Origin of the sequence: Micromonospora sp. DT15, from assembly GCF_049841475.1 — a bacterium.
Taxonomy (GTDB): domain Bacteria; phylum Actinomycetota; class Actinomycetes; order Mycobacteriales; family Micromonosporaceae; genus Micromonospora.
Genome location: NZ_JBNCKJ010000009.1, coordinates 271311 through 296984, shown reverse-complemented (window position 1 = coordinate 296984; position 25674 = coordinate 271311). Strand labels below are relative to the sequence as shown.

General features: G+C 72.8%; 20 protein-coding genes, 1 tRNA gene and 1 pseudogene. 8 read left to right on the top strand and 14 right to left on the bottom strand.

The window, feature by feature from the left end:
* Positions 1-104 precede the first annotated feature (104 nt).
* Positions 105-1505 carry an alpha,alpha-trehalose-phosphate synthase (UDP-forming) gene (locus ACLQ3F_RS21515; RefSeq protein ID WP_030333449.1) on the top strand — a complete coding sequence of 467 codons (1401 nt, stop codon included), beginning with the start codon at positions 105-107 and terminating at the stop codon, positions 1503-1505.
* Positions 1506-1546: 41 nt separating this feature from the next.
* Positions 1547-4111: a trehalose-phosphatase gene (gene otsB, locus ACLQ3F_RS21510; RefSeq protein ID WP_425851063.1), complete on the top strand. Its 2565-nt coding sequence runs from the start codon at positions 1547-1549 to the stop codon at positions 4109-4111.
* Positions 4112-4223: 112 nt separating this feature from the next.
* Here the strand turns inward: otsB and cobA are convergent, their stop codons facing one another.
* The 3 genes from cobA to cobC are packed head-to-tail and all read right to left on the bottom strand — an operon-like array spanning position 4224 to position 7787.
* Positions 4224-5546 carry a uroporphyrinogen-III C-methyltransferase gene (gene cobA, locus ACLQ3F_RS21505; protein WP_425851005.1) on the bottom strand — a complete coding sequence of 441 codons (1323 nt, stop codon included), beginning with the start codon at positions 5544-5546 and terminating at the stop codon, positions 4224-4226.
* Between the two features lie 40 nt (positions 5547-5586).
* A complete protein-coding gene (gene cobT, locus ACLQ3F_RS21500) occupies positions 5587-6702 on the bottom strand; it encodes a nicotinate-nucleotide--dimethylbenzimidazole phosphoribosyltransferase (protein WP_425851061.1) in 1116 nt (371 codons plus the stop codon).
* The gene (cobC, locus tag ACLQ3F_RS21495; protein ID WP_425851003.1) at positions 6702-7787 is read right to left on the bottom strand and encodes an Rv2231c family pyridoxal phosphate-dependent protein CobC; all 1086 of its coding nucleotides are present in this window, start codon (positions 7785-7787) and stop codon (positions 6702-6704) included. The genes cobT and cobC overlap by 1 nt, the downstream gene beginning before the upstream one ends.
* 121 nt (positions 7788-7908) lie before the next feature.
* Here cobC and ACLQ3F_RS21490 point away from each other — a divergent pair, with 121 nt between their 5' ends.
* Positions 7909-10038, top strand: a complete 2130-nt coding sequence (locus ACLQ3F_RS21490) for a transglycosylase domain-containing protein (RefSeq protein WP_425851001.1) — start codon at positions 7909-7911, stop codon at positions 10036-10038.
* Positions 10039-10096: 58 nt separating this feature from the next.
* On the opposite strand, the gene ACLQ3F_RS21485 is transcribed toward ACLQ3F_RS21490, so the two are convergent.
* Both ACLQ3F_RS21485 and ACLQ3F_RS21480 read right to left on the bottom strand, forming a co-directional pair.
* Positions 10097-10666, bottom strand: coding sequence for a GNAT family N-acetyltransferase (locus tag ACLQ3F_RS21485; RefSeq protein ID WP_091405515.1), 570 nt, complete (start codon positions 10664-10666; stop codon positions 10097-10099).
* On the bottom strand, positions 10663-12066 hold the full coding sequence (locus ACLQ3F_RS21480) for a cobyrinate a,c-diamide synthase (RefSeq protein ID WP_425851000.1): 1404 nt from the start codon (positions 12064-12066) through the stop codon (positions 10663-10665). The genes ACLQ3F_RS21485 and ACLQ3F_RS21480 overlap by 4 nt, the downstream gene beginning before the upstream one ends.
* A 205-nt stretch (positions 12067-12271) precedes the next feature.
* Here ACLQ3F_RS21480 and ACLQ3F_RS21475 point away from each other — a divergent pair, with 205 nt between their 5' ends.
* On the top strand, positions 12272-13093 hold the full coding sequence (locus ACLQ3F_RS21475) for an SURF1 family cytochrome oxidase biogenesis protein (protein ID WP_357202368.1): 822 nt from the start codon (positions 12272-12274) through the stop codon (positions 13091-13093).
* 10 nt (positions 13094-13103) lie between these two features.
* Here ACLQ3F_RS21475 and ACLQ3F_RS21470 read toward each other — a convergent pair whose 3' ends face one another.
* The 5 genes from ACLQ3F_RS21470 to ACLQ3F_RS21450 form a co-directional block, all read right to left on the bottom strand.
* A complete protein-coding gene (locus tag ACLQ3F_RS21470) occupies positions 13104-14696 on the bottom strand; it encodes an ATP-dependent DNA ligase (protein ID WP_425850998.1) in 1593 nt (530 codons plus the stop codon).
* Positions 14697-14952: 256 nt separating this feature from the next.
* Positions 14953-15159 (bottom strand): hypothetical protein, encoded by a 207-nt coding sequence (locus tag ACLQ3F_RS21465; RefSeq protein WP_030333429.1) that lies wholly within the window; start codon positions 15157-15159, stop codon positions 14953-14955.
* Between the two features lie 77 nt (positions 15160-15236).
* Positions 15237-16583 (bottom strand): dipeptidase, encoded by a 1347-nt coding sequence (locus ACLQ3F_RS21460; RefSeq protein ID WP_425851059.1) that lies wholly within the window; start codon positions 16581-16583, stop codon positions 15237-15239.
* Between the two features lie 36 nt (positions 16584-16619).
* A complete protein-coding gene (locus tag ACLQ3F_RS21455) occupies positions 16620-17765 on the bottom strand; it encodes a M48 family metallopeptidase (RefSeq protein WP_357202977.1) in 1146 nt (381 codons plus the stop codon).
* Between the two features lie 67 nt (positions 17766-17832).
* Positions 17833-18600 carry a uridine kinase family protein gene (locus ACLQ3F_RS21450; RefSeq protein ID WP_425850996.1) on the bottom strand — a complete coding sequence of 256 codons (768 nt, stop codon included), beginning with the start codon at positions 18598-18600 and terminating at the stop codon, positions 17833-17835.
* 24 nt (positions 18601-18624) lie between these two features.
* On the opposite strand from ACLQ3F_RS21450, the gene ACLQ3F_RS21445 reads away from it, so the two are divergent.
* Positions 18625-19026, top strand: coding sequence for a rhodanese-like domain-containing protein (locus ACLQ3F_RS21445; RefSeq protein WP_355009007.1), 402 nt, complete (start codon positions 18625-18627; stop codon positions 19024-19026).
* A 125-nt stretch (positions 19027-19151) separates the two neighbouring features.
* On the opposite strand, the gene ACLQ3F_RS21440 is transcribed toward ACLQ3F_RS21445, so the two are convergent.
* The 3 genes and pseudogenes from ACLQ3F_RS21440 to ACLQ3F_RS21430 all read right to left on the bottom strand — a co-directional run bounded on the left by ACLQ3F_RS21440 (position 19152) and on the right by ACLQ3F_RS21430 (position 22816).
* Entirely contained in the window at positions 19152-20693 is a 1542-nt protein-coding gene (locus ACLQ3F_RS21440) for a cobyric acid synthase (RefSeq protein WP_425850994.1), read from the bottom strand.
* A gap of 137 nt (positions 20694-20830) precedes the next feature.
* Positions 20831-21802: pseudogene (locus ACLQ3F_RS21435) on the bottom strand (cobalamin biosynthesis protein); the annotation flags it as partial.
* A 216-nt stretch (positions 21803-22018) separates the two neighbouring features.
* Positions 22019-22816, bottom strand: coding sequence for a single-stranded DNA-binding protein (locus ACLQ3F_RS21430; protein WP_425850993.1), 798 nt, complete (start codon positions 22814-22816; stop codon positions 22019-22021).
* A gap of 303 nt (positions 22817-23119) precedes the next feature.
* Between ACLQ3F_RS21430 and ACLQ3F_RS21425 the strand changes: the two genes are divergently transcribed.
* Positions 23120-23539 (top strand): HPF/RaiA family ribosome-associated protein, encoded by a 420-nt coding sequence (locus ACLQ3F_RS21425; protein WP_357202941.1) that lies wholly within the window; start codon positions 23120-23122, stop codon positions 23537-23539.
* 150 nt (positions 23540-23689) lie between these two features.
* Positions 23690-24700, top strand: coding sequence for an alpha/beta hydrolase (locus ACLQ3F_RS21420; protein ID WP_425850992.1), 1011 nt, complete (start codon positions 23690-23692; stop codon positions 24698-24700).
* Positions 24701-24716: 16 nt separating this feature from the next.
* Here the strand turns inward: ACLQ3F_RS21420 and ACLQ3F_RS21415 are convergent, their stop codons facing one another.
* Entirely contained in the window at positions 24717-25412 is a 696-nt protein-coding gene (locus tag ACLQ3F_RS21415) for a hypothetical protein (protein ID WP_425850991.1), read from the bottom strand.
* 160 nt (positions 25413-25572) lie between these two features.
* On the opposite strand from ACLQ3F_RS21415, the gene ACLQ3F_RS21410 reads away from it, so the two are divergent.
* A tRNA-Arg gene (locus ACLQ3F_RS21410) sits at positions 25573-25645 on the top strand.
* The last annotated feature ends 29 nt before the right edge of the window (positions 25646-25674 follow it).

Below are 25674 nucleotides of genomic sequence, written 5' to 3'. Positions count from 1 at the left end.
CGCACCGGGGCGGGTAGGAGACTCCGGCACTAGGCACAAGACGCCGCAGCTACGCTCAGTACTCTCATCGCGGTGGACCCGTCAGTACCCGGAGGTGGCCGATCGTGACCGTCCGTAGCTCCTTTGTCGTAGTGGCGAACCGTCTGCCGGTCGACGAGGTGAGCACACCCGAGGGCCGGCAGTGGCGACGCAGCCCTGGCGGGCTGGTCACCGCGCTGCACCCCGTACTCGCCGAGCACAAGGGCACCTGGGTCGGCTGGGCCGGTGGCACCGGCGCGGCCCCCGAGCCGTTCGACCTGGAGGGGATCCGGCTGCACCCGGTCCCGCTCAGCGCCGAGGAGTTGGAGCGGTACTACGAGGGCCAGTCCAACGCGACGATCTGGCCGCTCTACCACGATGCCGTGGAGACACCGGCCTACAAGCGCCGGTGGCGGGAGGCGTACCGCCTGGTCAACGCCCGGTTCGCGGAGGCCGCGGCCGACGTGGCGGCCGAGGGCGCGACGGTCTGGGTGCAGGACTACCAGCTCCAGTTGGTGCCGGCGATGCTCCGCGAGCTCCGCCCGGACCTGCGGATCGGGTTCTTCCTGCACATCCCGTTCCCGCCGATCGAGCTGTTCATGCAGATGCCGTTCCGCACCGAGATCCTGCGCGGTCTGCTCGGCGCCGACCTTGTCGGTTTCCAGCAGCGGCTGGCCGCGCAGAACTTCGTCCGGCTGGCCCGGCACCTGCTCGGGCTGCGCTACGAGGGGCAGATGATCCAGGTCGACGGTCGGCAGGTGAAGGCCGGCGCCTTCCCCATCTCGATCGACACCCAGGAGATGGAGCGGATGGCCGCCGACCCGGCGATCCAGGCCCGGGCCAAGCAGATTCGCGCCGAACTGGGCGACCCGAAGACGATAATCCTGGGCGTGGACCGGCTGGACTACACCAAGGGCATCGAGTTGCGGCTCAAGGCCTTCCGGGAACTGCTGGCTGACGGAAAGTTGACAGTTCCCGACGCGGTCATGGTTCAGGTCGCCACACCCAGCCGCGAGCGCGTGGAGCACTACCAGGCACTACGGGTGAAGGTGGAGCGCGAGGTCGGCCGGATCAACGGCGAGTTCGGCAGGGTCGGCGTGCCGGCGGTTCATTACCTCCATCAGTCGTACAGTCGCAGTGAGCTGGCAGCGATGTACGTTGCTGCCGACGTGATGATGGTGACCCCGCTGCGAGACGGAATGAACCTCGTGGCGAAGGAATACGTAGCATCACGTGCCGACCAGGGTGGCGCGCTCGTACTCAGTGAGTTCGCCGGCGCCGCCACGGAGCTTCGCCAGGCATTTTTGTGTAACCCGCACGACCCGGACGCGGTCAAGGACGCCCTCCTCCGGGCAGTGCACGTGGAGAAAACCGAGGCGCGCCGCCGGATGCGGACAATGCAACGTCACCTGCGTACCCACGACGTGGGCCACTGGGCCAAGTCTTTCCTCTCGGAACTCGGAGTTCCCGAGGCGGAGGCCGAGTGAACACGTCCCTCAACGATGGGGCGGCAGTCGCCACCGGGGTCATGGACCCTGAGTTGCGCTCCGCCATCGGCCGGATAGCCCGGGTCCCCCAACTCCTTGTCGCCTGCGACTACGACGGCACACTGGCGCCGATCGTGGAGGACCCGAGCACGGCCGTTCCACTGCCCGAGTCAGTGGCCGCGGTCCGCGCGCTCGCCGCGCTGCCGCAGACCACAGTGGCGGTGGTCTCCGGCCGGGCGCTGCGCGACCTGGCCGCCCTCTCGCGGCTGCCCAGCGAGGTGCACCTCGTCGGCAGTCACGGCTCCGAATTCGACATCGGCTTCGTCGAGCGGCTCTCCCCCGAGCTGGTCGCCGTACGGACCCAGGTCCGCAACGCGCTGCGTGAGATCGCCGCCCAGCACCCGGGCATCCGGCTGGAACGCAAACCGGCGAGCGTCGCGATGCACACCCGTGGGGTCGACCCGCAGATCGCCGCCGCCGCCATCGAGGCGGTCCGCAACGGTCCGGCCACCTTCGACGGCGTCACGGTGACCCAGGGCAAGGAGGTCATCGAACTCTCCGTGGTGGCCACCCACAAGGGCACCGCACTCGACCAGTTGCGGACCCAGCTCGCCTCCAGCGCGGTGCTGTTCATCGGCGACGACATCACCGACGAGAACGGGTTCGCCCACCTGCACGGTCCCGACCTCGGCATCAAGATCGGCCCCGGCGACACCCAGGCCGGCTACCGGGTGGCCGACCCGCTGGAGGCCGCCCGCGCGCTGGCCCTCCTGCTGGAGACCCGGCGGCACTGGCTGTTCGGTGAGCGGGCGGTGCCGATCGAACGGCACTCCATGCTGGCCAACGGTCGTACCGTCGCTCTGCTCACCCCCGAGGCGAAGGTGAGCTGGCTCTGTCACCCCAAGCCGGATTCGGCGGCGATCTTCGCCGACCTGGTGGGTGGCAGCCCGGCCGGTCACTTCAGCGTCGCCCCGGAACGTGGGGGCATTCCGCTGGGCCAGCGCTACCGCTCCGGCACGATGACGGTGGAGACCCGGTGGTCCGGGCTCACCGTCACCGACTGGCTGGACAAGCCGGCCCGGGAGACCACCCCCGGCGACAGCCCGGCGGTCCTCACCGGCGACTCGACCCTGGTCCGGGTGCTGACCGGCAGTGGCAAGGCCACTGTCGAGTTCGCGCCGAGGCCGGAGTTCGGCCAGGTGGCCGTCCAGTTGCAGCCGCTCGGCGACGGCTTGCTGGTGCTCGGCTCGAACGAACCGGTCGCGCTCTACGCCCCCGGCGTGCAGTGGGAGGTCGGCAACGACGGAGGGTACGAGACCGCCAAGGCGACCGTCGACCTCTCCGCCGCCGGTGGGCAGGTGGTGCTGGAGCTGCGCTTCGGCACGCACAGCCTGGAGCACCACCGGGTGCCGATCCACGAGCGGCAGGCCGCGGCCGAGCAGCCGTGGAAGGACTGGGTGGCCTCGCTGCGGTTGCCGTCCACCTCCCGCGAGCTGGTCGCGCGCAGCGCCCTCACCCTGCGCGGGCTCTGCCACGAGGCCACCGGCTCGATCCTGGCCGCGGCGACCACCTCGCTCCCCGAGGAGCTGGGCGGCGTGCGCAACTGGGACTACCGCTACTGCTGGCTGCGCGACGCCGCGCTGACCGCCCGCTCGCTCGTCGACCTGGGCTCCATCGAGGAGGCCGAGGCGTTCCTGCGCTGGGTTGACGGCTGCATCGAGCGCACCGGTGGGCACCCGGAGCGGCTGCACCCGCTCTACACGATCGACGGCTACGAGCTGGGCGCCGAGGCGGTCATCGACACGCTGCCCGGGTACGCCGGTTCCCGGCCGGTCCGGGTCGGCAACCTCGCCAACCACCAGTTGCAGCTGGACGTCTTCGGCCCGATCGCCGACCTGATCGCGGCCGTCGCCGACGCTCGCGGTTCGGTCCGCGACGACGAGTGGCGGGTCCTGGAGAACATGGTCGAGGCGGTCCGCCGCCGCTGGCACGAGCCCGACCACGGCATCTGGGAGGCCCGGCTGCCACCCCGGCACCACGTCTTCTCCAAGGTGATGTGCTGGATGACAGTCGACCGCGCGCTGCACGTGATGCGCGAGCACGGCGGCGAGGACCGGCCCGAGTGGAAGGACCTGCGCGACCGGATCGGCGCGAACGTGCTGGAGCACGGCTGGCACTCCGACGTCGAGGCGTACAGCGTCGCGTACGGGGACGAGGACATGGACGCATCGTCGCTCTGGATCGGCCTCTCCGGCCTGCTCCCGGGCGACGACCCGCGCTTCCTGTCCACCGTCCTACGGATCGAGGCGGACCTGCGCAGCGGCCCGGTCGTCTACCGCTACCACTGGGACGACGGCCTGCCCGGCCGTGAGGGCGGCTTCCACATCTGCACGGCGTGGCTGATCGAGGCGTACCTACGCACCGGCCGCCGCACCGACGCCGAGGAACTGTTCGCACAGATGGTGCTGACCGCCGGCCCGACCGGGCTGCTCCCCGAGCAGTACGACCCGCTCGCCGAGCGCGGCCTGGGCAACCACCCGCAGGCGTACAGCCACCTCGGTCTGATCCGCTGCGCCCTGCTGCTGGACAACATGCTCAAGCAGTAGTCGATCGAGAGACCACGACGGGCCGGAGCAGCGCTGCTCCGGCCCGTCGTCTGTCCCGGCTCCCGGCTCCCGGCTCCCGGCTCCCGGCCCCCGGCGAGATGCAGCGACTCCCTCAGCCGTCGAGGGTGTTGACCACGTCGCCCACCACGACGACGGCGGGTGGCCGTACCTCGGCCGTGAGTACGTCGGCGGCCACCGCGTCGAGCGTCGACCGCAGCACCCGCTGGGTGCCCGTCGTGGCTTCCTGAACGACGGCGGCGGGGGTCTGCGGCGACCGACCGTGGGCGATCAGGGTGGCCGTGATGGCGGCGAGGTTCTTCAGCCCCATCAGGATCACCAGGGTGCCGTGCAGAGCGGCGAGGGCGTCCCAGCGCACCAGCGAAGCCGGTGCGCTGGGTGCCAGGTGTCCGGAGACGACAGTGAACTCGTGCGCCACGCCCCGATGAGTGACCGGGATTCCGGCCGCGGCCGGGGCGGCGATCGAGCTGGTCACCCCGGGCACCACCGTCACCGGAACTCCGGCGGCAGCGCAGGCCAACAACTCCTCGCCGCCGCGCCCGAAGACGTACGGGTCACCGCCCTTGAGCCGCACCACGAACGCGCCGGCCAGGGCCCGGTCGACCAGGATCTGGTTGATTTCCTCCTGGGCCCGGGACGGGCCGTAGGGGATCTTCGAGGCGTCCACCAGTTCGACGTCCGGGCGCAGCTCGTCCAGGAGCAGTCCGGGCACCAGCCGGTCGGCGACCACCACGTCGGCCTCGGTGAGCAGCCGCCAGCCCTTCACGGTGATCAGCTCCGGGTCCCCCGGCCCCGCCCCGACCAGCGCCACCCGCCCGACCTGCCGCCCGCTGGTCACACCGGCCTCGGTCACACCGGCACCGAGCCCGCCAGGCGGCGCAGCAGCGGCATCGGCCTGGCCAGGCGGCGCAGCGGCAGCACCGAGCCCGTCAGGCGGCGCAGCGGCAGCACCGGCGGGCGCCAGGCGAACCGCCAGAAGGTCGCGGATGGCGTCGCGGACGGTCATCGCCCGGTGCGGGTCGCCGCCACCGAGTACCGCCACGGTGACCGGGCCGTGCCGGGTCACGGCCGGGGTCCAGGCGGTGGCGGCCGTCCGGTCGTCGGCCCGGACGCAGAAGATCCGCCGCTCGGCGGCGACGGCGCTCACCGAAGCCGCCGCCATCGGGTCGTCGACAGCGACCTGGACCAGCCAGGCACCGTCCAGGTCCTCGGGCACGAACCGTCGGGGCACCCAGCGCAGCCGACCCGCGTCGGCCCGGGCGCGCAGCGCCGGAGTCAGCTCCGGGGCCACCAGCAGGACGTCCGCGCCGGCGTCCAGCAGCGCGGGCACGCGCCGGGTGGCGACCGTGCCGCCACCCACCACGACCACGCGCCGCCCGTGCAGCCGCAAACCCAGGGGGTACGGATTGGAGGTCACGCCGCACCACCGAGGCGGACGGCTCGTTCGCGGCGCGTGCTCACTTCTCGGCCACCCCTGCGGAGTCGAAGGTGGCCACCTCGTGCAGCACCCGGACCGCGCCGGTGACCACGGGCAACGCCAGCAGCGCGCCGGTGCCCTCACCGAGGCGCAGCCCCAGGTCGATCAGCGGGTCGAGGCCGAGGTGGCGCAACGCGACAGTGGCACCGGGCTCGGCCGAGCGGTGGCCGGCGATCATGGCGCAGACCGCGTCCGGGGCGAACGCGGCGGCGGCGAGCGCGGCCGAGACCGCGATCACACCGTCCAGCAGCACCGGTGTGCGGCGCGCTGCGGCCCCGAGGATCAGCCCGGCCAGGGCGGCGTGCTCCAGACCACCGACGGCGGCCAGCACCCCCAGCGGGTCGGCCGGGTCGGGGGTGTGCCGGGCCAGCGCGGCCCGCACCACAGCCACCTTGCGCGCGTACGTCGGGTCGTCGACCCCGGTGCCCCGACCGGTGGTGTCGAGTGGGTCGGCGCCGGTGAACGCGGCGATCAGCACGGCGGCCGGGGTCGTGTTGCCGATGCCCATGTCCCCGGTGAGCAGGATGCCGGCACCGGCGTCGATCAGTTCGTCGGCGATCCGGATGCCGGTCCGCACCGCCGCCAGCGCCTCGTCCCGGGTCAGCGCGGCCGTCACTGTGAGGTCGCCGGTGCCCCGGCGGACGGACGAGACAACCAGCCGGGGCACGGCCGGATCGAGCACGACCGGGTCGGCGGCCGGATCGAGCAAACCCGGGTCGAGCACGGCCGGGTCGGTGGGCAGCGGGCTGGCCACGCCGACGTCGACCACGGTGACCGAGGCACCGGCCTGCCGGGCGAACGCGTTGACCACCGCTCCACCGGCCAGGAAGTTGCCGATCATCTGCGCGGTGACCTCCTGCGGCCAGGGGCTGACCCCCTGGGCGTGCACCCCGTGGTCGCCCGCGAAGATCGCCACTGCGGCCGGCTCGGGCAGCGGTGGTGGGCAGACTCCGGCCAGGCCGGCGAGGCGTACCGAAAGCTCCTCCAGCGCGCCCAGCGAGCCCGCCGGCTTGGTCAGCCGGCCGTGCAGCGCCCGGGCGGCGGCCATTGCCGCTTCGTCCGCCGGGCGGATCGCCGCGATAGTGGTCTCCAGCATCATGCCTCCATGGTCTCGCGCAGCACGTCGATGAACTCGTCGGTGGTGTTTCGGTCGCGTACGGCCACCCGCAGCCAGTCCGGGCCGAGGCCGGGGAACGTGTCGCCTCGGCGTACCGCCCAGCCGCGCTCGCGAAGGGCGGCCCGGATCGCTGTCGCGCCCGGCAGGTGCAGCAGGACGAACGCGCTGGCGGGACGGCCGACGACGCGTACACCGGGCAGTTCGGCGAGGCGCGCGACCAGGTGCTCGCGGTCGGCGGCGAGGTCGGCGGCGATCGCGCGTTCGGCCTGGACCGCGACGGCGCTGGCGCAGGCCGACGCGGCCGCCAGCGCGGGTGTGCTGACGGCCCAGAGCGGTTGGACGGCGGCCAGCCGGGACAGCAGCTCCGGCGCGCCGAGCAGGTAGCCGATCCGCAGCCCGGCCAGGCCCCACGTCTTGGTGAGGCTGCGCACCACGAGCAGCCCGGGCAGGTCGCGGCGTTCGGCCAGCGACTCCGGTTCGCCGGGGTGCCCTGAGGCGATGGTGGTGTCCGCGAACGCCTCGTCGACCACCAGCACCCGGCCGGGGCGGGCCAGCGCGGCCACCGCCTGGGCGGGGTGCAGCACCGAGGTCGGGTTCGTCGGGTTGCCGATCATCACGAGGTCGGCGTCGGCGGGCACCCGGGACGGGTCGAGCCGGAAGCCGTCGGCGGCGTCGAGCAGCACCCGCTCGACCGGGTGTCCGGCGGCCCGCAGCGCCGCCTCCGGCTCGGTGAACTGAGGGTGCACCACCACGGGGCGGCGCACGCCGCGCAGCGCCTGGGCGATCAGCACGAACCCCTCGGCGGCGCCGGCGGTGAGCAGCACCTCGTTCGGGTGACGGCGGTGTCGGGCGGCGACCGCAGCCCGTGCCGGCGCCGGGTCCGGATAGCGGGCCAGGGCGGTCAGGGTCGCGGCGATCGGGTCGGCCAGCCAGGCGGGCGGCCGCGCCCGACGGACGTTGACGGCAAGGTCGATCAGACCGGCGGTCGCCTCCGCGTCGCCGTGGTGGGCGAGGTCCGGCTCGACCCCGGCGGGTGGGGCGACAGCGCTCGGCTGATCAGACATGTCCGCGATCCTGCCGGGAAGGTGGCCGGTGGGACAGCCGATCCCGGCGTAAGCCGCGTCACCACTCGCCGGTTTAAGAGTTCTTCTCATGTACGAATCGGAAATGTCATAACTTGACCAGGTGAGCAACCGACCCCTTGCTGCCGCTGGTCGTCTCGTCCCTCTCCTCCGCGCCGGACTGATCGCCGGAATCGTGATCGCCGCCGTCGCCTACCCGGTCGTCGCCCTCACCGGGCTCGGCGCGAAGGCCACCGCGCACGCCGTGGACCAGAAGACCCGGGTGCTGAAGACCGCCCTGCCCGCCGAGACCTCGTACGTCTACGGCCCGGACGGCAAGACCGTGCTGACGATGTTCTACGAGGAGTACCGGCAGTACACGAAGCTGTCGGACATGTCGCCGAACATCCAGCAGGCGATCATCGCCGCCGAGGACTCCCGCTTCTACCAGCACCACGGCGTCGACCCGAAGGGCGTGGCCCGGGCCTTCGTCTCCAACGCCCGCTCCGGCGGCTCCCAGGGCGCCTCGACACTGACCATGCAGTACGTCCGGATGGCCCTACGGGACAGCGCGACCACGCCCAAGGAGGTCCAGGAAGCCACCCAGCAGACCAGCCTGCGCAAGGTCAAGGAGATGCGGATGGCGCTGGACCTGGAGAAGGAGATCAGCAAGGAAGAAATCATGGAGCGCTACCTGAACTCGGCGTACTTCGGGCACCGGGCGTACGGCATCTACGCCGCCAGCGAGATCTTCTTCTCCAAGACCCCGAAGGACCTCACCCCGGTCGAGGCCGCCACCCTCGCCGGACTGGTCAAGTCCCCCTCGGAGTACGACCCGGCCGACTCCGACCAGAAGGAGGCCACCGGGCGGCGCAACTACGTGCTGGACCGGATGAGCCAACTCGGCTACCTCTCCCCCGACTCGGCCGCCGCCGCCAAGTCCGAACCGATCCGGCTCAAGCTGACCACCCCACCGCACGACTGCGCCGCGGTGGCGGAGAAGTACAACAGCTGGGGCTTCGCCTGCGACTACCTGAAGAACTGGTGGAGCGCCCAGCCCGCGTTCGGGGCGAACCGGCTGGAACGGATGGACAACCTGCGCCGGGGCGGCTACCGCATCGTGCTCAGCATCGACCCGAAGATCCAGGAGGCCGCGGAGAAGAACGTCGGCACCAAGGAGGCCACCGGCAGCCCGTTCGCCAACGGGATCGTGGTCTCCGAGCCGGGCACCGGGCGGGTGAAGGCCATGGCGGTGAACCGGACGTACTCGCTGGACCTGGCCGACAACCCGCAGAGCTCCAACCCGGAGGCCGGGCCGAACGTGAAGGCCAACTACCCGAACACCGTGGCACCGCTGCTCGGCGGCGGTGACCTGGCCGGCTACCAGGCCGGATCGACGTTCAAGATGTTCCCGATGCTGGCCGCGCTCGACGCTGGCATGACCCTCTCCACCTCGTTCAACGCCCCATACCGCTACCGCTCCGAGGTCTACGACGGCTGGGCGCCCTCCAACGCCAGCGGCGCCATGTCCGGTCAGCAGACCATGTGGTCCGGCTTCGGCAAGTCGGTGAACACGTACTTCGTCTGGCTGGAGGAGAAGGTCGGCGCGGACCGGGCGGTCCGGTTGGCCGAACAGCTCGGGCTGCGGTGGCGCACCGACGTCGACCGGGACCACGCGTCCCCGGACAAGGCGAAGAAGTGGGGTGCGTTCACCCTGGGCGTCTCCGACGCCACCCCGCTGGAGATGGCGAACGCGTACGCCGCCATCGCTGCCGACGGCCGCTACTGCGAGGCCATCCCCGTGCAAGCGATCATGAACCGGGACGGCACGCCCGCCACGTACGCCACAGCGGGCGGTCTGCACCGTGAGGTGGCCAAGCCGCGCTGCCGGCAGGTGGTCAGCGCGGACGCGGCACGGGCGGCCACCGACGCGGCCCGCTGCCCGACCGGCGACACCCCGGCGCGCGGCAGCTGCGGCGGCTGGTCCACCGCCGACAGCGTGCGGGGCACCGTCGGACGCCCGGTGGCCGGCAAGACCGGTACGACCGACAGCACCCGGTCGGCCTGGTTCGTGGGCTACACCCCGGAGTTGGCCGCGGCGAGCTTCATCTCCGACCCGGACAACCCGTTCAACGCGGTCGGTGACGGGCAGTCCCAGATCCCGATCAAGGCGGTTTCGGAGACCCTACGCGACGGCCTGAAGGGCACCCCGACCCGTCAGTTCACCCCACCGTCGGACGCCATCGTCGGCTGACCAGCGCGCGAGTCAGCGCAGGTCGGCGGGGTTCAGCGCAGGTCGGCGGGGCTCAGGCTCAGCGCAGGTCGGCGGCGACGAACGACCACAGCTCCAGGTCCACCCGGCCGCCGCTGACGAACCCGGCGTTGCGCAGCAGCCCCTCGTAGCTGAACCCGGCCTTCTCGGCGACCCGGCGCGAGGCCAGGTTGCCGGGAGCCACCCGCAGCTCGACCCGCTGGAAGCCGTGCTCCAGGATCAGCGCGATGGCCACCGCGTCGACCGCCTCGGCGGCGAAGCCGAAGCCCCGCGCGTGCGCCGCCATCGCGTAGGAGATCTCGGTGAGGCGGGCGCCCCAGTCGGTGCGCCGGGTCCACAGCGAGCCGACCACCTGGTCGTCCTCCCGCCGGAGCACCGCGTAGTGGTCACCCTCTCCGCTGTCGCGCCGCTGCCGGGCCAGATCGGTGCACCAGGCCAGCCCGTCGATCGGGCCGGAGTCGTCGGGCAGCGGCAGCCAACGCCGGGTGAGCTTGTCGGCGAAGATCTCCCCGGCCGCCGCCGCGTCGGCCGCTGTGAGCTGCCGCACCTCGGTACGCGGGGTGGAGACGGTAAGCGCCGGGAATCGGCGCACCGCCACCTGGCCGATCACACCGACACCTCGCCCGACTGCGCGGGCACCACCTCGCTCGTCGGATCGGCCGCCGCCGCGGCGACCAACCGGGCCGCCGTCGCCGGATGGCTCGCCCAGTGCAGCGTGAGCTGCGAGGCGTGCACGTTGCGCCAGACGAAGCCCTCGGGCGTGCCGCCGTCCCAGCTCCAGGCCGGGCGCTGACCGGCGCGGGGGGTGAGCACCGCGCGGTGTGCCTTGTGCCCGACCAGCACCGTGCCGGTGGCGGCGACGACGCTGTCGGTCTGGGCGGTCGCCTCCCGGTAGCCGGCCACCACCCCGTCACGGCTGACGCCCACCGCGTCCAGGACACCGCACATCGGCAACCCGTCCAGCTCCCGGGCCAGCCAGAGCAGCCCGGCGCCCTCGGCGATCACCGGACGCCCGGTCCGCGCCAACTCGGCCACCGCGATGCAGAGCCGCCGGTTGGCCGACAACTGCTCGGCGTACGCCTCGGGCAGCGCGCCGCCGACGACCAGCGCGCGGGTGCCGACCGGCAGCGCCTCGTCGCGTAGCGGGTCGACGACGACGACCTCGGCGCCGGCGGCCTGGAGCAACTCGGTGGTCTCCGGGTGGCTGAAACTGCCGCCCGGCCCACCGGCCACCGCCACCAGTGGGCGGTTCGCCGGGGGTGTGAACGTGCCGAGGGCCTCCTCGGGAGACCAGGCCGGAGCCGGCAGCGACGGGGCGGAACGGGCCAGCCCGAGCAGCCGTTCCAGGTCGACGGTGGCGGCGACGGCCTCGCCCAGCCGGCGGACCGCACGGACGGCGTCGGCCGAACCCTCGACCACCGGGGCCACGCCGTGCCGCCGCGACGGCAGCACCGCCGGCAGGTCCTGTCGACGCAGCGCGCCGTAGACCGGCACCCCCACGTCGTCCAACGCCTCGCGCAGCATCCCCTCGTGCCGCGACGACGCCACCCGGTTGAGGATCACCCCGCCGAGCCACAGCTGCTCGTCGTACGAGCGGAAACCGTGCACCAGGGCCGCCACCGACTGGCCCATCGCGGCCACGTCGACAACGAGGACCACCGGGCTGCGCAGCGCGGCGGCCGCGGCGGCAGTGGACTCCTGCTCGGGACGGCCACCGACCGAGTCGTACAGGCCCATGCTGCCCTGCACCACGGCCAGCCCGGCACCGGCGGCGCCGTGCGCCACCAGCGGGGCGAGCCGGTCGAGGCCGACCAGTCGGGGGTCGATCACCCGACCCGGCCGGCCGGAGGCGAGACCGAGATAGGCGGCGTCGACGTGGTCCGGCCCGAGCTTGAACCCGGCGACGTCGACCCCTCGCTCGGCCAGGGCGGCTAGCAGCCCGATCGCCAGCGCGTTCTTACCGTGCCCGGAGGACGGCGCGCTGAGCACCAGGCGCGGCACGACGGTCATCATCGACTCCTCGCGAGCGGCGGCGGGTACGCGACGGGACGACCGAGGCCGATCCGTCGGCGTGACGATACCCGCCCGGCTGGAGGCGCGAGCACCGCCAACCGGGGTGCCCGGCCCGGCCCTGGCCGGACGCCCGGTCGCCGGTCCCGACCCATCCGGCCCGGTCCAGGTCAGTGGCGCCGGTCATACGAGTAGCCTCGGTGCCGTGTACCGGTTCCTGCTGAGCCCACGCTGGCTGGGCGCTCTCGCGCTGACCCTGGTCGCGGCCGCCGTCATGGTGTTCCTCGGCAACTGGCAGCTCGACCGCTACCGGGGGCGCACCGAGGTCAACGAGCGGATCGACGCGGGCCAGCGGATGGCTCCGGTGCCGCTCATCGACGCGCTGCGCGCTCCCGCCGGCGGCGCGGGGACGGCCGGTCCGGCCCCCGCCGAGGACAAGGTCTGGACCCGGGTCACCGTCACCGGCCGGTACGACCCCACGAACACCGTGCTGGTCCGTGGCCGCACGGTGGACAGCCGGGTCGGTTTCGAGGTGCTCACCCCGTTGGTGCTCGCCGACGGCACGGCGGTGCTGGTGGACCGGGGCTGGATCCCGCCGGCGCCCGGTGGGGCGACCGCCCAGCCGTCGGTGCCGGCCGCGCCGACCGGCGATGTGACTGTGGTCGGCCGGGTGCACGAGACCGAGAGCGGCGCCGGCGCTGTGGCCCGACGCGACGGGCTGCTGGAGATCCGGCGGATCGGGGTGTCGCGGCTGGCCGGCGAGCTTCCCTACCCGGTCTACGGCGCTTACGTGCTGCTCGACGAGCAGACCCCGGCAGCCGATCCGGTGTTCAAGGCGGTGCCGGTCGGGCACGCCAACAACTGGCAGAACTTCGGCTACGTCGTGCAGTGGTGGCTGTTCGCGGTGATGGCCCTGTTCGGCTACGGCTGGGTGGCCCGTCGGGAGGCCCGCCGGGCCGCCGGAATCGGCACCACCCCGGCTCCGCTGGACCGGGCCGCCGAGCCGACGCCGACCGCCTCCGCCTGACCTCGCCCGGTCAGCTGGTGACGCGGCCGGCGTGGATGGCGCGGACCGCGTCGATGGTGTCCGCCTCGGCGGCGGACTTGTCGTCGCGATAGCGGACCACCCGGGCGAACCGCAGCGCCATCCCACCGGGATAGCGCGAACTCGTCTGCACCCCGTCGAAGGCGATCTCCACCACCTGCTCGGGCCGGACCCGGACCACCCAGTCGCCGCGTTCCACGGCGAGGTCGAGGAATCGTTCGGTCTGCCACCGCAGCAGCTCGTCGGTGAGCCCCTTGAACGTCTTGCCGAGCATCACGAAGTCACCGGTGCGCGCGTCACGCGCACCCAGATGCAGGTTGGACAACCAGCCCTTGCGTCGGCCGCTGCCCCACTCGACGGCGAGCACCACCAGGTCGAGGGTGTGCCTCGGTTTCACCTTGACCCAGGCGGCACCTCGCCGGCCGGCGTCGTAGGGGGCGTCCGGCGCCTTGACCACAACGCCCTCCTGCCCGGCGTCGAGCGCGGCGGCGAACGCGGCGGCGGCCTGCTCCGGGCCGTCGACCTCCATGCGACCGACCAGCAGCGACGAATCCACCGAACCGGCGAGGGCGGCCCACCGCTCCCGGCCGGGACTGTCGATCAGATCCTGGCCGTCGAGGTGCAGCAGGTCGAAGAAGTACGGGGTGAGCACCGTGGCGCCCGTGCTCGCAGCCGCCGCGAGCACCGCCGGAGCGACAGGTGTGCGCCCGGTGGTGCTGGGGGTGGTGCGTCGGGCGGCCCGGCTCGACGTCTGCTGGAACGGCAGTGGGCGGCCGGTCTCGTCCAGGCCGATCGCCTCGCCGTCGAGGACCAACTCCCGGCCCGGCAGGGCACGGACCGCGGCGACCACCTCGGGCACCCGGGTGGTGATCTCGTCGAGGCTGCGGGTGAACACGGCGATGTCGGTGCCGGAGCGGTGCACCTGGATGCGGATGCCGTCGAGCTTCACGTCGACCACCGCCGGCGTGCCGGTCGCGGCGAGCGCCTCGTCGACCGAGGGGGCGCTCTGCGCGAGCATCGGCGCCAGCGGGCGGCCGACCTGTAGACCGAAGCCGGCCAACTCGGCGGCCCCTCCGGCCAGCGCGGCCACCGCCACCGCCCGGAGATCACCGGCGAGCAGCAGCGCCCGGCGGACCGCCGCCACCGGCACCTCGGCGGCCCGGGCCACCGCGTCCGCGAGGAGGCCGGCCTGGGCGCCCTGCCGTAGCTCGCCACTGAACAGGCCGGTGAGCAGCCGCTGCTCGTCGGTCGTCGCCGCCGCGTAGAGGGCGCCGAGCAGCGCCCGACGCCGAGCCTGTGAGCCTGAGCCGTGCACCGCGGCGATCTGCGCGATGGCCGCGTCCACGCCGGCCACAGTCAACGTCGGCTCGGCGGCCGGCGGCGGCAGGTCACGCAGGCTCGCGTAGCCGACGCCGGTCTGCCGTTGGCGCAGCTCACCGGCGAGATAGCCGGCGCCGGGCTCGACCTCGCCGGGGTCGAGCCGGCGCAGCGCGTCAGCGAGCAGCTCCACCTTGGCGCGTCGGCCGCTGGTGGCGCCGACGGCGGCGGAGGTGGCTGCCAGATCGAGGAACCGCACGCAGCTCATCCTGCCAGTCACCTCCGACACCGCCCGGGCATTGCCGTGCCCGGGCGGTGTCGGCAGGGTGCCGCCCACTCACTGGACGACGGATCAGGGCCTGGGCGTGTGTCAAAGTCCTCGGTCGAGCCGAGGCGGAGTCCAGGCGGCGATCCGGCAAGGCGGAGATTGGCTCGGATACCGGTGTTGTATCCGGGCCAATCTCCAACGCGGCCGGTCGTCGTCTGGGCCCGCCGCAGGCCGGCCAGGGGCTTTGACACACGCCCTAAGCGGAGACGGGTTCCTCGATGCGCAACCCCCGGGCGCGGACCTCGCCGGCGACCCGGGAGAGCACCGAGTCGAGGGCGACCAGTGCGGCGGAGAGCTCACCGAGCTGTTCGTTGAGCGTGTCCTCGGACCACGCGGAGACATCGACATCTCCCAGCGCGCTGACAGCGGCCCCCAACCGGGCCATCACCTCGTTCGTACTCATGTACGAAAGGCTATAACAGCTGACCATCCGACACGCCGTAAACTCCCAGATCAGGCCCAAAGTTGCCGTTCTGACACCTAACTGCTCACCGCCGCCGCCACGTTGCGCAGGAGCAGTGCCTCGGCCAGGCAGACCCGGGCGAACTCACCCAGGTGCAGACTCTCGTTCGGGCCGTGCGCGCGGGCGTGTGGGTCCTCCACGCCGGTCACCAGGATCGCCGCCTTCGGGAACATCTCCTGGAAGGTGGCGATGAACGGAATCGAGCCGCCGACGCCGATGTCCACCGGGTCGGTGCCGTCCCAGGCGGTCCGAAAGGCCGAGCGGGCGGCGTCGAACATCGGCCCGGACGCGTCGATCACGCACGGGTCACCGTCGTGTTCGAAGGTGACGGTCACCTGCGCACCCCACGGCGCGTGCTGCTCCAGGTGCGCGCGCACCGCCGCGTACGCCCGCTTGGGGTCGTCGCCCGGGGCGAGGCGGATGCTGAGCTTCGCCTTCGCGGCCGGGACCAGGGCGTTCGGCGCCTCGCCGGTGGACGGCGCGTCGACACCGAGAATGGCCACCGCCGGCTTGGTCCAGAGTCGATCGGTGATCCGGCCGGTGCCGATGAACTGCACGCCCTCGGCGAGCCCGGCCTCGGCCCGGACCCGGTCCTCCGGGTAGTCGACGGTGGCGCCCTCCCGGCCGACCAGGCCGTCCACGGCCACGTCACCGGCGTCGTCGTGCAGCGTCGCCAACAGCCGGACCAGTGCGGTGAGCGCGTCCGGCACGGCACCGCCGAACATGCCGCTGTGCACCGCGTGGTCCAGCGTGCGCACCTCGACGAAGCAGTTGACGATGCCCCGCAGCGAGGTGGTCAACGCCGGTACGCCGATGTCCCAGTTACCGGAGTCGGCGATCACGATGACGTCCGAGGTGATCGCGTCGCGGTGCTCGGCCAGCAGTTGCTCCAGTGAGTCGGAGCCGTACTCCTCCTCGCCCTCGATGAAGAGGACCACGCCGACCGGCAGCGCGTCACCGTACGCGCGCAGCGCCGCCACGTGCGCCATGATGCCGGCCTTGTCGTCGGCCGCGCCCCGGGCGTAGAGCCGGCCGTCCCGTTCCACAGGCTCGAACGGGTCGGACTCCCACAGCGACCGGTCGCCGACCGGCTGGACGTCGTGGTGGGCGTAGAGAAGCACGGTGGGCGCTCCGGGCGGGGCGGCCCGACGGCCGATCACCGCCGGCTGGCCGCCGGATCGCACGATGTCGACGTCCAGGCCACAGCCGCGCAGCAGCTCGGCGACCGCCTCGGCGGAGCGTTCCACGTGTGAGTGGTCGAAGCCCTCGAAGGCGATGCCGGGGATGCGGACGAGTCGCTCCAGGTCGGCCCGGACGCCGGGCATCTCCCGCTCGACGGCGGCCCGTACCTCGGACTCGGTCATGATCGGTGAGGTCATGACCGGCATCGTATGCCGGCCTTACCGGGGTGTGCCGGCGGAGCCCGTACCGTCACCGCTGTCCGCGGGGCCGGCGCCGGCCCGCGCGCCCGGGGCGGCCCGCCCGGCGCGGTGTGCGCGGCCCGCCGCCTCGGTGGCGGCGTCCATCCAGGAACGCGCCCGACCGGCGGTGCCGCCCACCCACTCGCCGACGTCGCTCGCGCCGTCGCCGAGCCGGCGCAGCAACCCGACCAGTGGGTCGGTCGACCGGCTGAACTCCTCCCGGTACGACTCGGCAGCCGCCTTGATCTCCTCCGACACGCTTGTCGAGCTGTCGTCCTCGCGGCGCGGATAGTCCCCCGCCAGCACCCGCCCGTACGCCCCGGAGTCGATCCACTGGCGCAGCGACGCCGCCCGCGCCACCGGCACCGGGTGGGTGCTCCACGCGGTCATCCGGATCTTGTGCAGGCTGTCGCGCAGGTCGCCGCCACCGGCGTACTCGGCGGCCTGCTCCAGGAAGGCTGTGGTGTCGACCTGGGACAGGTCACCGCCGCCGGCGAGCTTCATCAGAAGCCGCAGCGCGGCGGCCGGGTCCTGCCCGGCGAGCAGGCCGGCCCGGTCGGCGGAGAGCTCCGCCTTGCGCCACCACTCCAGCATCGCCGCGATGATGGCGCGCAGCGCGATCGCGCCGACCGGCAACCAGCTCAGGTTGGCCGCCCACCGGGTGAGGATCATGAGCATGGTCTTGTAGACCGCATGCCCGCTGCCCACGTGGCCCAACTCGTGGCCGAGCAGGCAGCGCAGTTCGTCCTCGTCGAACTGCTGCACGCAGGCGGAGTTCAGCACGATGAACGGTCGCTCCAGCCCGACCGCCTCGGCGCCCAACCAGGGCGACTGGGTCACGTACAGCTCGGGCAGTTCGGCCACGTCGAGCGCCGCTGCGGCCTCGGTGTAGCGCTGCCACACCGCCGGATACTGACGGTGGTCGACCCGGATGCCGGAGGCCAGCACGGACAGCCGGAAACCGCGCTCGTTCCACATCCCGAAGAACGCCCGCACCACGTCGTCGAAGCCGCGCAGCTCCCGCAGCGCGACCAGGGCACCACGGTCGGCCGGGTGCTCCCAGGCCCGCGAGCTGATGCCGGTGAGGGTGATCCGACGCCGCGCTGGCGCGTCCGCTGCCGTCATGGTGGCTCCCCGTTTGCCGTAGCTCTCCGCATCGTGCCGCAGACCGTGGCCCACGTCCATGCCCCGCTCATCGCAGCCGCACGTAGTACCGGTCCGCGTCGTACGGCAGTGTCGGCGCGCCGTCCACCACCAGGTCGGCGTGGGTAGCGGTCTCGTCGACGGCGAAGTGCGCCCGCTCCCCGTCATGCCAGCGGCGCAGCTCGGGCAGGATCTCCGGCCCGTCCCGGGCGACCGCGCGAGCCAGCCGCAGCGACGCGGGCGCGGTGACGAACACGGCCAGCGTCAGCTCCGGCCGGACGACCGCCCGAGCGGCGCTGACCCCCTCGACCACCAGCACCGGAGCCACCGGAACCGGAACCGGCCGGGGCAGGAAACACCGCCGGACCCAGCTGTACCGCCGGTAGGCACCCGGCTCACCGACACGCAGCGGGGCGAGCACCCCCTCGTCGAGCCGGGGCCAGAAGGTGACCTGGTCGTCCCACCCGTCGAGCAGGTCGTCCGTGTGCACCACCGGCGGTCGGCCGCCGAGCGGCCCCGCCAGGGCATCCGCGAGCTGCGCGGCGAACCGGCTCTTACCCGCGCCACTCGGCCCGTCGACCGCGACCAGCCGGGTCCGCCCCAACCGCGCCGGGCCCGCGAGCACCCGACGAGCCAGTTCGGCGTACGCCTCGACAACCGCGACTGTCGGTCCGCCGGTTCCCGGGTTCAGCGCAGCCTCCCGTGGTGCATGACCGAAGTATGCCGCCACCGCCGCCACCGTCACGTCCGGGGGAATTGGGGCGGCGACGGGTGACGGGCGGCCGGTTCGCCGCCCGGGGTGCCATCGAATCGGCATGATCGGGTGGTGCTCCGAGACGTGATGAGCCCCGGTATAGACGCCCTGCTCGAACAGGCCCGTGCCGGGCTGCACCGACTGACTCCGCAGCAGACCGTCGAGGCGGTCCGCGGCGGCGCGTTGCTGGTCGACACCCGTACCGAACTACAGCGCCGCGAACAGGGCGACCTGCCGGGCGCGGTCGTCGTCGACCGGACCGTACTGGAGTGGCGCCTCGATCCGGCCAGTGCCTGGCGGATCCCGGAAGCCACCGGGTACGACCGGGAGATCATCCTGGTGTGCCGACAGGGTTACAGCTCCAGCCTGGCCGCCGCCAGCCTGCAGACCCTCGGGCTGCGCCGGGCCACCGACATGATCGGCGGCGTGGACGCCTGGCTCGCCGCCGGCCTGCCCACCACCGACCGTCCCGCCGACATCCGCCCCTGACTCCCCCGACCCCGCCACTCACGTTCCGTTGCGGGCGGTCGGTCCGCGCAAGATCGTGCCGGGTGGGCGTGGCCCCCACGACGAGGATCGAGCACGACCACCCTCCACAGGGGACGGTAAACCGGTCAGGAGGGTGGAGGGCCGGGTGGGATGAAGGGCAGGTCGGCGGGTGGGCCGGCTTCGATGAGACGCCAGAGGGCATCGGTGTCCAGGTGTTCCTCGACCAGGTCGCCGAGCAGGTCGAGCGACTGTTCTCGGGCGGCGGCGAAGCTGGTGGCCGGTGCGACCCGGAACCCGCTGCGACCGGCCAGGCGAGCCGCCTCGGTGAGGAACCACCGGCGGAACTCGTCGGACTCGAACGCCCCGTGCCAGTGCGTGCCGTGCACCACGCCGAGCACGGCGCCCTCTGCGACGCCGTCGTCGCCGGTCAGCAGCGGGGTCAGGGTGGGGTCGGCCTGCGAGACGTACCCGTGGTGGATCTCGTAGCCCCGCACCGGAAGGCCACCGGGGCCGGTGCCCACCGACTGCCGGACGGTCTTGCGCGGGTCGAAGGTGATGTCGATGGGCAGCAGACCGAGCCCCGGCACGCTGCCCTGCCGGCTCTCCACCGGATCGTGGATGGCGCGGCCGAGCATCTGGAAGCCCCCGCAGAGGCCGAGCAGGGGCTTGCCGGCCGCCACATGGGTGGCCACCGCGTCGGCGAGACCGGTCTCGCGCAGCCACCCGAGGTCGGCGACGGTGGACTTGGAGCCGGGTAGGACGACCAGGTCGGCGGCGGCCAGTTCGGCCGGTTCGATGGTGAGGCGCACCCGGACGCCCGGCTCGGTGGCGAGCGCCTCCACGTCGGTGGCGTTGCTGATCCGGGGTAGGCGGACGACGGCCACGTCCAGCCATTCGCTGCCGTGCGGGGCTGCGGGTCGACCGAGCACCCGACCGTAGGCGAGTGAGTCCTCCGCGTCGAGCCACAGGTCCAGTGACCAGGGCAGCACCCCGTACGTCGGGCGGCCGGTGACCTGACGCAGCATGTCCAGACCCGGCTGGAGCAGCCCGAGGTCACCCCGGAACTTGTTGATCACGAATCCGGCGATCAGCGCCTGGTCGGCCGGGTCGAGCAGGGCCACGGTGCCGAACATCGAGGCGAAGACACCGCCCCGGTCGATGTCGCCGACGACGATGGTGGGCAGGTTGGCGTGCCGGGCCAGCCCCATGTTGACGTAGTCACCGGCCCGCAGGTTGATCTCCGCAGGGCTGCCGGCGCCCTCGCAGATCACCACGTCGTACGTCTCGCGCAGCTCGGCCAGCGCGGCGTACGCGGTTTCGGCGAGCCGGGGACGCAACTGCCGGAAGGTGCCCGCGGTGATCGTGTCGACCGCCTCGCCCAGCAGCACCACCTGACTGGCCAGGTCGCTGCCCGGCTTGAGCAGCACCGGGTTGAACCGCAGGTCGGGTGCGAGCCCGCACGCCGCGGCCTGCATGGCCTGGGCGCGCCCGATCTCGCCGCCGCGCCCGTCCGCCCCGACGACCACCGCAGAGTTGTTCGACATGTTCTGCGCCTTGTACGGCGCCACCTTCACGCCCTGCCGGTGCAGCCAACGGCAGATGCCGGCGGTGAGCACGCTCTTGCCGGCGTCGGACGTCGTGCCGGCCACCAGCAGCCCGCCGCTCACCTCCCACTCCCCCGTCGCACCCCGACAGCCCTGCCCACACCGACGGCCCGCAGCCCGTGCTCACCGGCACCGCCCGACCGCAGGGTCCCGGCCACGCCACTCAACCCGCGTTCACCGGCCATAACCGCCGACCCTCGCCGGCCCGCACCGGTCAGTGCACGCCTGCTCAGCGCACCGACCAGCCGGCCGAGCGTCACCGGGTACGCGGCGGCCAACCCGACGGCGGCCAGCCCCACCGCGCCGGAGATCCGGGCGGCACGCTTCAGGTGCCGCGCCTCGGGGCGGGGACCGTCGCCGAGGAACGGCCGCACCTCGGAGCGCCCGAAGTAGACGTTGCGACCACCGAGGCGGACCCCGAGCGCGCCCGCCATCGCCGCCTCGCACTGACCGGCGTTGGGGCTCGGGTGGTCGTTGCGGTCCCGCCGCCACACCTGCCAGGCGCGCTGCCGGTCGCCGTGCGCGACCGGCGCGACGGCGATGGTGAGCAGCCCGGTCAGCCGGGACGGCAGGAGGTTGAGCGCGTCGTCCAGCCGAGCGGCCGGCGTGCCGAACCGCGCGTAGCGCGTCGACCGGTGCCCGACCATCGCGTCGAGGGTGTTCGCGGCGCGATAGCCCAGCAGCCCGGGAAGACCAGCGACCGCACCCCAGAGCAGCGGTGCGACCACCGCGTCGGAGGTGTTCTCCGCTACCGACTCGACTGTGGCACGGGCCAACTCCGACTCGCCCAGCGTCGACGGGTCCCGCCCGCAGAGGTGACCGAGACGTCGCCGGGCAGCGGGCAGGTCACCGTCACGCAGCGTACGACCCATGACGGTCGCCTCGTGCCGTAGCGTGCGGCCGCCCAGCACGGTCCAGGTGCCGGCCGCCACCAGCACCGCCCGGGTCACCGGCCGGTGGCGGGTAGCCGCCGCGGCGACCGCCCCGAGCAACACCGGCCCGCCCACGGCCAGCGCGGTGAATGCCGTACCCGCCGTTCGGTCCGGGCGGTAGAGGTGGCGCTCCAACGCGCCGGCTGCCTGCCCGAAGCCAGCCACCGGGTGCCACCGGCGGGGGTCACCGAGCACCCTGTCCAGCGCGTACCCGGCCAGCAGCCCCACCGCGTTCGCCATCGGCGCTGTCCGTCGCACCCGCACCACCTCCGGCCGGCCAGCCTAGACGAGCATCCCGTGAACCAGCCCAACCCACGGTGCCGCACCGGCAACGAGAACTCGTGGAGTGGCAGGCCGGCAAACCCGCCGACGTCCTGTCACGCGGGGTGACGACGCTGGTCGCGCCGCCACCCCGCCCCCGTCGTGCCGCTCAACCGCGACGGCCGAGCCGATCGGTCAGGCTGGTTGCGGAATCCGGCCCCGACCACGCCGCCCTCGGCCGGGCTGCGCCGGCTCCGGCTGCCCCTCGTCGGGCACCGAACCCAACTCGATGTCCAGGTCACCGTCGGCGTTGTCGTCGTCCGCCTCGGGCGACGGGGCCAACTCGTCGTCGAGAGCCGGCGCAGCGTCGGCCGGCCCGCCCTGTCCGCCGCCCGCAAGCGCTCCGCCCTCACCGAGGACGCCGCCGCTCGGAGGGCTGTCGTCGTCGGCCGGGACGTTGCCGAACGGGCTGGTTCGCAGCTCCGCGTAGTCGGGCAGCTCGAAGTCGTCGTCCAGCGGACCGTCGTCGGGCAGCACTGGCGCCTGCCCGGCCGGCACCGGCTCGGTGGGCTCGCCGTGCACCCGGCTCTCGGCCTCCGCGTCCTCCACCGTGCTGGTCGCCATGCTCGGCCGGTTGCGCAGGAAACGGGCGCGCCCCCGGGACAGGTCATGGCCGACGGCCACCGCCTCCAACTCGTAGAGCGTGCGGTGGTTACCGCCGTCGTCGGTCCAGTCGCGGGTGTAGAGCCGCCCGCAGACCACCACCGGATCGCCGACCATGACGGAGGCCGCCACCCCCTCGGCGAGCTTGCGCCAGCAGTTGACGCGGACGCGGAGCGAATTGCCGTCAACCCACCGGCCGCTGTCCCGGTCGAGTCGGCGGGCGGTGGAGGCGACCTTGAAGTTGGCCACCAGGGTGTTGCTCTGGGTCGTACGCCGCCACTCGGGCGTAGTCAGCACATTGCCGACGATTGTCACGTAAGTGTCGAACATCGTCCCTCCAGGGGGATCGGGGCCTGCCAGCGCGAGTCGACTCGACACGAGCATCGACACTGAGGGCGCCCTTTGTGAGCGCCCGTCCCCGACCTGTGGATGACGAACCCACCTGTGGACAACGCCCTGATCAAGCCCTGCTGTGGTACGCCCGACCCACCCGACCCGCCGTCCACGGTTTCCCAGGCCGCCCGAACTGGGTAAGGACTTGATCAACGCACCACCGACAGCTCCACGTCGACGAGAGGTCAGCGCCATGATGATCACTACCATCGGCTCCGCGAACGCTTCCGAGGCGCAGCGATGAGCGCCGTGGCGAACCCGGCCACCGTGGCTGAGTGCCTGCGGGTGGGCGCCGGGTTCTCGCAGGGCGACCGCAACTGGATCGCCGAGCAGTTCGGCACCCTCGACGCCCGGCTCGCCAGCTTCCACGCCGACGCCACCGAGCTGGAGGTGTCGGTGAAGGACCGGGAGGCGCGCGGTCAGAAGGTCACCCTGGAGTGCTGGATCGCCGGCCGACAGAAGATCGTCACCACCTCCACCGAGGAGGACCTGCACGCCGCCCTCAATGACGTCCGGGACGACCTGCGCCGCAAGCTCAACGACGCCAAGACCCGCCAGGAGCCCCGGCACAACAAGCACCTGCGCGACGTCCCGCAGCCGCAGATCGACGCCGACGAGCCCGTCGACCCGGCCCTCCGCGCCGACGCGGAAACCGTCTGACCCACGCCACACCCCCGCGATCTTGCACTTTCGAACGCCGAATGGCGGCAATCGCCCCTAACGCCGGGACACAAAGCGCAAGATCGCGGGGGCGAGCATCGGGCGGGCGTGGGCTACCGCTGGGTAGGTTGGCGGCGTAGCGTCGCGTTCGTGGAACCGGACGTGTTGGGGCCGCCGTACGAGCGGCAGACGATCGACCTGGGCACCGACGACGAAGGCCCCGTCGTCGCGACGCTGGTCCGGCGGCCGGCCGAGCGCCCCACCGGGCGGGCTGTGCTCTACGTGCACGGCTTCGTCGACTACTTCTTCCAGACTCACCTGGCTGACTTCTTCGCCGAGCGAGGCTGGGATTTCTACGCGCTCGACCTGCGTAAATACGGCCGGAGTCTGCTCCCGGCCCAGACCCCGAACTTCTGCCGCGACATCAGCGACTACTTCCCGGAGCTGGACGCCGCCGCCGAGATCATCCGCGAGGACGACGGGCACGACACCCTGCTGGCGATGGGCCACTCCACCGGTGGCCTGATCATCTCGCTCTGGGCGGACGCCCGCCGCGACACCGGCACCATCGACGGCCTGGTGCTCAACAGCCCCTTCTTCGACCTGAACGCCCCCTGGGCGGTCCGTCGACCCCTCGCGGCCGCCGTGTCCCGGCTGGGCCGCAGGGCGCCGCACCGCATCCTGCCGTTCGGGCTGGGCACTGTGTACGGCGAGAGCATCCACTCTGACCACCGCGGCGAGTGGACCTACGACCTGGCGTGGAAGCCGCTGGCCGGGTTCCCGGTCCGGGCCGGCTGGCTGAACGCGATTCGCACCGGGCAGCGCCGGCTGCGCGCCGGGCTGAACATCCAGGTGCCGGTGCTGCTCGCCTGCTCGACCCGGTCATTCCGGGGCACCAAGTGGCACGACAACGCGACCCTGGCCGACGCCGTACTGGACGTCGAGCACATGGTCCGCTACGCGCCCCGCCTCGGTCGCCACGTCACACTGGCGCGCTTCGACGGCGGGTTGCACGACCTCACGCTCTCCGGCCCGGCCGTGCGGACGAAGGTCTTCGACGAGGTGGGCCGCTGGGCCGAGGCGTTCCTCGCCGCCGGCCCCACCGCCCCGGCCGACGTACAGCCGGCCGACCCGGCGAAGGCGACGACGGCCGGCGGCTGACCAGGCCGGGCGCGGTTCAGACGTCGCCGGGCGTCGCCGGAAGGACGGCACTGATCCGGTCGAAGGTCGCCACCGGGTGCGCGCCGACACCGGGCAGGACCAGGCCCAGGCAGTACGGGGAAACCTCACCGGTGGCTTCGGCCTGCACGATGAAGACCGGCGCGCCGACGTACCCCGGCGGCAGCTCGGTGGTGATCAGCACGGCGTCCCCGTCGCGGACCACCCGCTCGATCGCGACCTCCAGCGGCCGCGACCCGTCTTCGCGTACCCCATGGGCCAGCACGAAAGCGGAACTGGTGTCGGCGCCGAGGCGGGCGACCACCTCGGGCCCGGCGGCGATCCCCGCCGGCACCGGCTGCACGCGCCACCGCCAGCCTCCGTCGCCGGCATACCGGTGCAGGCCAGCGGTCGGCAACACGGCGACCCCGTCGCCAGCGAAGCGGGCCCAGCCGGGCACGATCTCAGCCTCGGAAATGACGGCCGGGGCCACCCCCGCCGGCTCGGTGACGCTGGCCCGCAGGGTCAACTCACCGCCCGAACCGCCCACCAGGTCGGCCGCCGTCAGCAGCGACTCTCCCACCGGGTCATCGCCGCCCTGGAAGAAGAACGCGGTACCGACGTCGCCCGATGACCGGTACGGCAGGATGGCGCGACCGACTACCTGGCACAGCTCGTAGGCGACGTCGCTCTCGGCGTCGGAATCCAGCAGCACCAGCCAACGGTACGGTCCGCGGCCGGGCCGCCCCGAGGTAACCCGGATGCCCGCTACGGGGCGGACGTGAGACTCTGCTCGGCAACGTGGACGCGGGCACCCTTTTCGCCGTCGGGCAGTGGGACGGCGGTACCCTCTGGGCGCGACATCCACGCCACACGCGCCCGTAGCTCAGCGGATAGAGCAGGGGACTTCTAATCCCAAGGCCGCAGGTTCGAATCCTGCCGGGCGCACTTCACCACCGCAGGTCAGCGGCTTGCCG